An 8,554-nucleotide genomic window follows, 5' to 3' on the forward strand; every position below is an offset into this window, starting at 1 on the left:
GCCTGGTATTACTCATTTCTTAAAGATTACTCGTAGTTATTGGTCTGGACTTTTTCATTGTTATGATGTTGAAGGTTTACCTCGAACCAATAATGACCTTGAACAGGCTTTTGGTGTTTTACGACATCATCAACGTCGTTGTACTGGTCGTAAAGTCGCTGCTTCATCAATTGTAATTCGAGGCACAGTTCAATTAGCTTCAGCCATTGCTACTGCACTTCATTGTTTTACAGCCCAGGATTTGGCTCAGGTTTGCGTACAGAATTGGCAACAATTACGCTCTGATTTACGCCAACATCAACTCCATCGCATTCAACAACTTCGATTCCGTCGAAATCCTGAAGCTTTCTTGGATACTCTTGAGAAGTTACTCCTCTAGCAAACTTTGCGCTTCTAGAAAAAAACGAAGTATGTAACGGAAAGTAAAGTTGCCCAAAAAGCTCTTCCCTTCTGACTTGAAAGAGCTGTGGGAGAAAGAATCTGATTATCATCTTCGCTCTGAAGATTGGATAATTTAATTTCTGGAAGTCCCCAACACGACTATGGGATAATGCTCTGTTACACAAAACTTATGACTGCCGTTTATATTCAAGATGAAACCGAGTTAGATTCGCTGCTATTAACCGAGCCTTTACTTGTAGTAGATTGCACAGCTACTTGGTGTGGCCCGTGCAAACTCATTGCTCCTTTAATAGATAAATTGGCAGTAGAATACAGCAATCGCGTCAAAGTCTTTAAGCTAGACCTCGATGCCAACCAACCTGTCGCTAAACGATTTGGCATTCGTAGCATTCCTGCTGTCATGTTCTTTGAGCAAGGCAAATTGGCACAAACAATCGTCGGTGTTAAAACCTATGAAGAATTTAGTAGCACCCTCGATAAATATTTAGTTTGATTAGATTATTTGTGTATCAACAATAACTTGCATCTGTTTCTCACCCTGTGATGTGGATCGGTGATAGAAAATCCTCTGGTCAACTCAAGGATGCTAAATCGGTATTCGTCAGAGAAATATTACCCTTGAGTTTGGCTAAGGGATTGCTTAACTTGCTGGCTTTTGGCAATCAGCCCCATACAAAGTTTGCTGCTTCCCGTCTGGATAAAAACGCATACACCAACCGTCCCGCTTTCGCCATTCGTAGTAAATGGTTGCTAGTACCATCACAACAAAAAAACCAACAGCAGTCAGCAGTAGAATCTGTTGCCATTTAAATGTTTGTCTAGCTTGCTTTTGACTATTATTTTGCATTATCGGTTTTTCGTTATTCGGTATTATGCCCACTTTTTCAGGGAAAACAACTTCCGTGCTAATGCTCGATCACAATCACCGCCAAGATAACCCAAAAGTGCGATCGCGCTTTCTGCATCTCCATTCTTCCAAACAGACCAGAACGGCATCGATCAATGGAACGTTACGTTCGAGTCGGAGCGATTGCTCTTGCTGAAAACAAGTGCGATCGCTTGTATAATATTTGCGATTTAATACTTCGGCTTAACCTATGCCTTGCCTAATACTGGCTTTATAACAGCGATCGCTTTTACAATGCTCAAACGCGAACGCTGCCAAGCTAAGAGCAATTAGATTAACACTAGTAAAGATGATGTATTTATAGTGCTAATATGCTACTTTTTCCCAAAACTGTTTGCCAGCAGAAAATGCAGGCACTTTAGTGGCTGGAATTGTAATTGTCTCCCTTGTTCAAAAATTTCATTGTATCCTAAGGGATTAGTTAATTCCTTCCCTTGTCTAGAATGGGTTATAGCCTGTGAGATTTTTCAAAGATGATTTATGCCGTGGGTGGGAAGCAATATCGGCAGATGATGTTTAGCATTACCAGAAATAACCATTAATCAACAAATTGGTAACACCTAATAGTGTGGGGAGTTGACTATAGCGTACCTAAGTTCATAGTGCCCAAACATTGTTCATGGGCAAGTTAGCTTTACAGCCTGACTTTGATTCATAATCGAATTTTTTCCGGGCGTGATGGCTATAACCCTCCTGCAATCAAGGTTTTACAGTCAGGATATATTCGTTAACGTATATTTTTCCTTTCCTCAAATTGGCACGACGATCGCAAGTACGGCATCGAGATTATTCCTTTGCTCTTAAGCAATAGACAGCACGAAGACTCTCCGTAAAACTTCTAGGACTTACCTAAAGCAACGAGTTTTAGTTGTGGGAAATCTATAAAAAGGTCTACTGACGACCGCAAAGACGTTGAGTTTAAGTACTATGAGATAACTGGAGAATTCTCAGCTATGAACTTATCTGGCACTTTTGTTTCTGGCGAACATCCTACCGAAGGAACAGTTCAAATTGTAGTAGAGTCCGAGCAACGATTCATCGAGTTGCAGCCAGACTTCAAAACTTCCGATCTTGGTCCTGACTTACGAGTAGTTCTTCATCGCCTTGAAGATGTTATTGGTTCTACCACTCCCCCAGATTTTCCGCTTCAAGAGCAAGAGCTTTTCCTGCTTGACCGCTTACAGAGCTTCACTGGAAAGCGACGTTACCCCATCCCATCCTGGCTAGATTTAGCTTCTTATCAGTCTGTTGCTATTTGGTGTTATGCGTTCAACGCTACTTTCGGCGCTGCCAAACTTAATAGTCAATAACAGAGGAATCAAAATGCTACACAAACGCAACCTCAGCCAACTCATCCTCGTAAATCGATCGGGATATTATTTATGTTAAGTAACATTTTGCCAACGGTATTATTACTGATGAAGACTTATTGCATCCGGGTGGCTTCTGGCATTGGGTTTGTCAGAATAATGTACCAATTGTAATTGTCGAAGGGGCGAAAAACGCAGCTTGCTTGTTGAGTGCTGGGTATGCTGCGATCGCAATTCCTGGAGTAAACGCTGGCTACCGCACACCCTCTGATGAATACGGGACTGCAACTGGTAAGCCATCGCTCATCCCAGACCTCAAACATTTTGCAACTTCTGGTAGACAAGTCAATCGCACAGAAGCTTTTGAACAAGATTGATTTGCGGCTGTCCTATGTGGGGCGGTTGGGGCCACGAGGTAATCGTGAGAGCGTTTACCAGTTTGTAGCTTCTGATGATGGGCGGAATGTGATCTTCCAGAAGTGGTTAAATCGGGAGTTGGTGTCAGTCACCAGTAATATAGATATACGAACTCAAGTTACTGACATAACAGCACCAACCTCCCATAATCATAATTGGGTGTCAGTCACCAACAATATAGATATACAAACCCAAGTCAGTGACACACCTCACACTTCCCAAACATTAGATGAAGCCGTTGGCGGCTGGAAGGGGCTGAGGCTGAAGCTGCGGCAGGGGTTAGAAAGTGCTGGTTCCTTCTACACTGAGCTTATTTCTAGAGTAGGTGAGGCTGTTGGGATTGCTGATGGTGAGCCAATATGGAATGCGTACTTGGGACAGTGGCAGGTATGGGTTAACTTTGCGGACGGTTGTCGGTCTGTGGGATGCGATTGGTTGGTGGGGGTGTAGGTAACAGTAGTTCACTGGTTCCATCAAAACTGCTATTATGAGCCGATTATGCAAGCACTTTACCAGTCGTTTGAAGCAAATAATCTTTATTGCCAAGCCATTGAAAAAGACAATTGTGTGTTCGTTATCTTCTGAGTCGCTTAAAGTAACGGGAACAAGTTTGTCTTAACCCAAGATTGAACCTGAACCAACTTCCCCCTGATGTTTGAGCAATTCCTGGTAAGTCTTTTCCCTTATCATCATCTGCTTGTACAGCATCTGCAAAAACAATGCGAGCTTGTTCACGGGACATCTGCTTCACAACGTCAGCGAAAGTTGTAACGCTAAATTCTTGTTCTAAAGATAGTTCAATGGGTTGGTTCATAGCTTTTATTTGAGTTTGCTAAGTTAAGTAAATATTGTTTTATATAAATAAATGTTACGATGACTTTACAAAAGATGAATGTGTGTAAACCGTACCGACGGAGGTTAGAAATACCGTCTCTGCTGCTGAAAACCTTGATATAACTCCATTGTGGCAAACCAAGTAAAAACTTAAGTTCTAAAGTTTCTTACTAAGAGGTTTTAAAAGCATTTTTCGCCTTTGCTTGCGGCTGGCGATCGCTGTTGGAGAAGATGGGCAATACTTGTGAGCTTCGCGGCGTGATGCTGGAGTTTGAGAATGTGGAGATAACGAATTTTCTCAACTGGTGACAGATGCGCCGCAATAGACTGAGTGGATGGCCTAAGAAAGTTGGGCACAGATTGCGATCGCTAGAAGGTCAGTTCCTCCCAAGCAAAAAGAACTAACTCTTATCCAGCATCCAGGGATTATTAACTATGAGGACTGTCTTTGAGCCTCACCAAAATTCTAGTTGCACACCAACGTCAAAGCAATTCGCAATTATCAGTTCGCAATGACGCTCTCTACGAGATGCTAAAAGCGTAGCTTGCTTCGCTGTAAGGGTACGCAGACTCGCTACCGTTGTGATTCTTTTGTTTCCGGCATTTTCAGCCACAACCAAAGAAGTCCGATCGCAGCGATAACGCCTAATGTGATAAAACCAACTTTATAACCTGCTGCTTTGACCAAAAAACCGCTTGCTAGGTTGCTAATAGCAGCACCGATGCCAATCATCGTATTGATTGCTCCTTGTGCCAGATTAAATCGCCCGGTTCCTTGGGTTAAATCTGCAACAATAATTACAACTAGTACTGTAAAAATACCCGATGCAATGCCGTCTAAAACTTGTACTGAAACTAAAAACCAAGGGTTGTGGCTTATAGTATAAAGCCCAGTCCGAACTAAAACAGCAGCAAAAGCAATTAGTAGTAATGGTTTTCTGCCCCAACGGTTGGCGGCCGTTCCTGCCCAACCAGCTACGGGAATCATCGTTAACTGTGTCACCACAATCGCAGCAGAAATGTAGAGTGAGGGAGTGTTTTGCTGTCCTGCGGTTAACTCTTGACTAACTAAAGGTAGTAGCGCTCCATTTGCCAGATAGAACAGAACTACAGACAAAGCAAATACGATCAGCGTGCGATTACCCAACAAATCCTTAACCGTAGCACGTTCTTTAGTATCATTTTCTTGCTCATCACCGCGAGCCTTTGTATTGTCAATATCTTGATTGCGAATCTGAAAGACTGAAAAAATGGTGGCAACACACAAAACTACTAAAAAGTAAAAAATCCAAATTCGTCCAGCAAATTGTCCTAACAAACCAGCAACAATTGCTGCACACACGTTGCCTGTATGGTTAAATACTTCGTTGCGCCCTACCCGCTTGTTTAAACGATCTTTTCCTACCACTCCTAACGAGATAGCTGAAACTGTTGGGCCAACAATTACTGCTGATATACCGATGACAGCCTGAGCTGCGACCACAGCAGGCAAAGCCGAAAAGTTGACAATCACCATATAGCTAATTGCAACGGCCAGAGTAGCTGTTGCAATCATTAATCGTTTATGACGAGAGGCATCAACTAGCGCCCCCGTTGGTGTTTGTGCCAGAATTCCAGCAATGCTAGTGGTCGATAGAGCAATACCTACTTGGGCTGGATTCCAATGACGATCTGCTGCTAAGAAAATTGCTAAGTAAGGTTCAAAAACATCTCGCACATCGCCCAAAGAAAGGTTGAGCCGATCCAAACTACGAACAGATGTGCTTTTAGAATTACTCAAGGAATGTTTATAACTACCAAAAAGCAGCTTATTAAGCTTACGTTTGAGTTTTTGCATAAATCTGCTTTGGTCTGATTAGTTACTATTAAAATATAAATCTTAATAAGATGTCATATTATTCCGATCATTCTTAAGACTGATTATTAGTAAAAAAAATTAACTAAGATAGATGATTTAAGTATGATTTTCTCGTCGGAAATTTGCGTTAGCAAAAAGGTATAAAAAATATGCCTTGATTAGTAAAGCTTTTAGTGACAGTAGACAGACTTTAGTTTTTGATAGCTGATGTTTGGAGAGTTTTAATCAACACTAATCATACTGTAGGTAGAGCCAAAACAAATGAGAAAATGTTCAAAATAGAGTTACAAATCTTAATAATTTCTGATCGTGGATGAAATCTTGTGTAGCTGCTCCTGGAGATGGAAAAATGGTTTTTATGGAAAGTAAACGCTTGCTCTTCGTTGCTGACTTTCCATCTGTACAGCAGGGTAAAGACTTTTCTCAAACTTTAGTCCAAATACCACCGTCACCGCATTGCGAAGTTTGTGTAATTGTTCCAGTTCGCAATGAAGCTCAGATGTTGGCAGCAACCCTTACTGCCCTGATACATCAAGTTGATCTACAAGGACAGCTTTTAGATCCCAGACGCTACGAGATAATTTTGTTGGCAAATAATTGTAGCGATGAGTCAGCAGCTATAGCCCGGAGTTTCGCCCAAGAACATCCAGATATAGCATTGCATGTAGTGGAAAAAACTCTGCCTCCTGGACAAGCTTATATTGGTCGAGTGCGTCAGATTTTAATGGATGAAGCATACCGCCGTTTGTGTAGCTTAGGACGCACAAGGGGGGTAATTGCTTCAACTGATGGAGACTCGCAGGTAAGCCCAACTTGGATTGCTGCCAATCTGTATGAAATTAACTGTGGTGCTGATGCTGTAGGTGGGCGAATTCTTGTTGAACGCACTGGTCGTGCGGATCTACACCCTTACGCCAGAGCTTGCTATCTGCGTGAAGTGGGCTACCGCTATTTAATTACTGAATTAGAAACTTATCTCGATCCCGACCCTGATGATAGATTTCCTAGACATTATCAACACTATGGAGCGAGTTTGGCTTCAAGGGGCGACAAACGCCTCTAAACCTAGCCAGATAAAGGTTTGAGAGGCACAGACCCCTTAACAAATGTGGGTACTTATTGAGGCGTTGTTGCATGAATAGGGAAAATGGTAAATTATACTCATTACCTGTTCACTCTCAAGTCTCAACCCAACGATGAAAACCAAAAGCAGCTACAAAGTTCGCAATTGGAACTGTTACGATCAAGCACTCAAACAGCGGGGCAGTATTACCTTCTGGGTCAATGAAGAGGTAGTGCAACAGTGGCGTAACGAACAGAAGACAGGTCAAAAAGGAGCTTCCAACTATTACAGCGATGTTGCAATCGCAACAATGGGAACAATTCAATCGGTATTTCATTTACCTGGGCGGCAAGCAGAAGGGTTTTTGGAATCGTTATTCATGCTCATGGGAATTGAACTACAAGTACCAGATCACTCCACTTTGTCGCGCCGATTAACTAAATTGTCGGTGAAACTGCCTGTAGTGCCAAAAGATAAGGCTGTTCATGTCGTTGTGGATTCAACTGGCGTGAAAGTCTATGGTGAGGGCGAATGGAAAGTCCGTACACATGGAGTAGGTAAACGACGGACGTGGCGGAAGTTGCATTTAGGAGTGGATGAAGAAACCTCAGAAATCGTCGCTGCGGTGGTAACTACTAATGATGTAGCAGATTGCGAAGTAATAAGCGACTTGTTAGAGCAAATTGATCGGGATATTGAACAAGTCTCAGGTGATGGTGGCTATGATACATTCGACTGTTACGACGCGATCGCACAGAGGAAGGCCAAAGCCGCGATTCCACCTCGCAGTTGCGCCAAAATTCAATCCAATGATAACCGTAAAACCTCACCACATCCAAGGGATGAACATTTGCGTCGGTTGAATCAAGTTGGACGCAAGCAGTGGAAACAGGAAAGTGGCTATCATCGACGTTCACTATCTGAGACAGCCATGTTTCGACTCAAAAGTATTTTTGGAGGCAAATTAAGACGACGCTTTTTTGACAATCAAGCTGTCGAATTATTTCTGCAATGTGCTGCGCTTAACCGCATGATCCAATTGGGCAAACCAGATAGCTACAAAGTGGAAGACTAACTCACTACTCGCTTTGAGAGAAGGTGTGTCTTTTTTCTGTTTCATGCAACAAAGCCACTTATTGAGAATGAACTGTACAGTTATTAAGCAGCTACCTGTATGGTACAGTTTAATGGTAAAAAAGAACGGTCTCGTAATTTAATTAAGACCGTCGTCATAATGCTGGCATCATTCTACCAAAACTTTTTAGAAAAATACCTAAATAAAGCACAGTTAATCACTCTGAAAATGTTGGTGTGGTTGTTACAAAATCAGAAACAGGTGAAGATAGAAAGACTGGCAGCAACCTTACCTCTACCAATACAACAAAACAGTCATAGACGGCATATACAAAGGTTTTTAACATTGAATACCTTAAGTGTAGTATTGTTGTGGTTTCCTATCATTGAAGCAATAGACCTCTTGCAAAAGTCCTAGATGCGTGAGACAAGTAGGATAGAGTTGGGTAGCATCTATGACCTACGAACAGGTAAAGAGTCTGAAATCAGAAGACTTTAAACGCTTGTGTGGTGTACGTCCAGATACTTTTAACGAGATGTTAGAGGTAGTGCGATCGCTTCATCGAACAAAACAGAAAACAGGGCGACCGGGTAAATTAAGCTTAGAAGACCAATTGTTGATGACATTAGAATATTGGAGAGAATACCGAACATACTTCCATATAGGTCAATCTTGGGGAGTAAATGAG

Annotated in this window: 11 protein-coding genes and 3 pseudogenes; 10 read left to right on the forward strand and 4 right to left on the reverse strand. The window is 42.1% G+C overall.

The features are described 5' to 3' along the window. From I8752_RS24350 to I8752_RS24360, 3 genes and pseudogenes are all read left to right on the forward strand, one after another. Positions 1-379, forward strand: a pseudogene (locus I8752_RS24350) (ISNCY family transposase); the annotation flags it as partial. 192 nt (positions 380-571) lie between these two features. Further along, a complete protein-coding gene (trxA, locus tag I8752_RS24355) occupies positions 572-895 on the forward strand; it encodes a thioredoxin (protein WP_214434819.1) in 324 nt (107 codons plus the stop codon). 47 nt (positions 896-942) lie between these two features. Beyond that, positions 943-1,212 carry a hypothetical protein gene (locus tag I8752_RS24360; RefSeq protein WP_214434820.1) on the forward strand — a complete coding sequence of 90 codons (270 nt, stop codon included), beginning with the start codon at positions 943-945 and terminating at the stop codon, positions 1,210-1,212. A gap of 60 nt (positions 1,213-1,272) precedes the next feature. On the opposite strand, the gene I8752_RS38165 is transcribed toward I8752_RS24360, so the two are convergent. After that, positions 1,273-1,398 (reverse strand): hypothetical protein, encoded by a 126-nt coding sequence (locus I8752_RS38165; protein WP_263986043.1) that lies wholly within the window; start codon positions 1,396-1,398, stop codon positions 1,273-1,275. Between the two features lie 864 nt (positions 1,399-2,262). On the opposite strand from I8752_RS38165, the gene I8752_RS24365 reads away from it, so the two are divergent. The 3 genes from I8752_RS24365 (at position 2,263) to I8752_RS24375 (ending at position 3,486) form a co-directional block, all read left to right on the forward strand. Continuing rightward, positions 2,263-2,619 (forward strand): DM13 domain-containing protein, encoded by a 357-nt coding sequence (locus tag I8752_RS24365; RefSeq protein WP_214434821.1) that lies wholly within the window; start codon positions 2,263-2,265, stop codon positions 2,617-2,619. 119 nt (positions 2,620-2,738) lie between these two features. Next, positions 2,739-2,996, forward strand: a complete 258-nt coding sequence (locus I8752_RS24370; protein WP_225895881.1) for a DUF3854 domain-containing protein — start codon at positions 2,739-2,741, stop codon at positions 2,994-2,996. Next, a complete protein-coding gene (locus I8752_RS24375; protein ID WP_214434822.1) occupies positions 2,983-3,486 on the forward strand; it encodes a hypothetical protein in 504 nt (167 codons plus the stop codon). The genes I8752_RS24370 and I8752_RS24375 overlap by 14 nt, the downstream gene beginning before the upstream one ends. Before the next feature lie 165 nt (positions 3,487-3,651). On the opposite strand, the pseudogene I8752_RS24380 reads toward I8752_RS24375, so the two are convergent. From I8752_RS24380 to I8752_RS24390, 3 genes and pseudogenes are all read right to left on the reverse strand, one after another. Continuing rightward, a pseudogene (locus I8752_RS24380) lies at positions 3,652-3,850 on the reverse strand (NblA/ycf18 family protein). A gap of 200 nt (positions 3,851-4,050) precedes the next feature. Next, positions 4,051-4,227 (reverse strand): hypothetical protein, encoded by a 177-nt coding sequence (locus tag I8752_RS24385; RefSeq protein WP_214434823.1) that lies wholly within the window; start codon positions 4,225-4,227, stop codon positions 4,051-4,053. Positions 4,228-4,444: 217 nt separating this feature from the next. After that, the gene (locus tag I8752_RS24390) at positions 4,445-5,707 is read right to left on the reverse strand and encodes an MFS transporter (RefSeq protein ID WP_214434824.1); all 1,263 of its coding nucleotides are present in this window, start codon (positions 5,705-5,707) and stop codon (positions 4,445-4,447) included. A 334-nt stretch (positions 5,708-6,041) separates the two neighbouring features. Between I8752_RS24390 and I8752_RS24395 the strand changes: the two genes are divergently transcribed. The 4 genes and pseudogenes from I8752_RS24395 to I8752_RS38845 all read left to right on the forward strand — a co-directional run. Continuing rightward, on the forward strand, positions 6,042-6,791 hold the full coding sequence (locus tag I8752_RS24395) for a glycosyltransferase (protein ID WP_225895882.1): 750 nt from the start codon (positions 6,042-6,044) through the stop codon (positions 6,789-6,791). 133 nt (positions 6,792-6,924) lie between these two features. Further along, positions 6,925-7,866 (forward strand): IS5 family transposase, encoded by a 942-nt coding sequence (locus tag I8752_RS24400; protein ID WP_214434825.1) that lies wholly within the window; start codon positions 6,925-6,927, stop codon positions 7,864-7,866. 99 nt (positions 7,867-7,965) lie between these two features. After that, on the forward strand, positions 7,966-8,283 hold the full coding sequence (locus I8752_RS24405; protein ID WP_214434826.1) for a hypothetical protein: 318 nt from the start codon (positions 7,966-7,968) through the stop codon (positions 8,281-8,283). A gap of 187 nt (positions 8,284-8,470) precedes the next feature. After that, a pseudogene (locus tag I8752_RS38845) lies at positions 8,471-8,554 on the forward strand (helix-turn-helix domain-containing protein); the annotation flags it as partial.

The sequence above is a fragment of the Dendronalium phyllosphericum CENA369 genome, assembly GCF_016056275.1.
GTDB lineage: Bacteria > Cyanobacteriota > Cyanobacteriia > Cyanobacteriales > Nostocaceae > Dendronalium > Dendronalium phyllosphericum.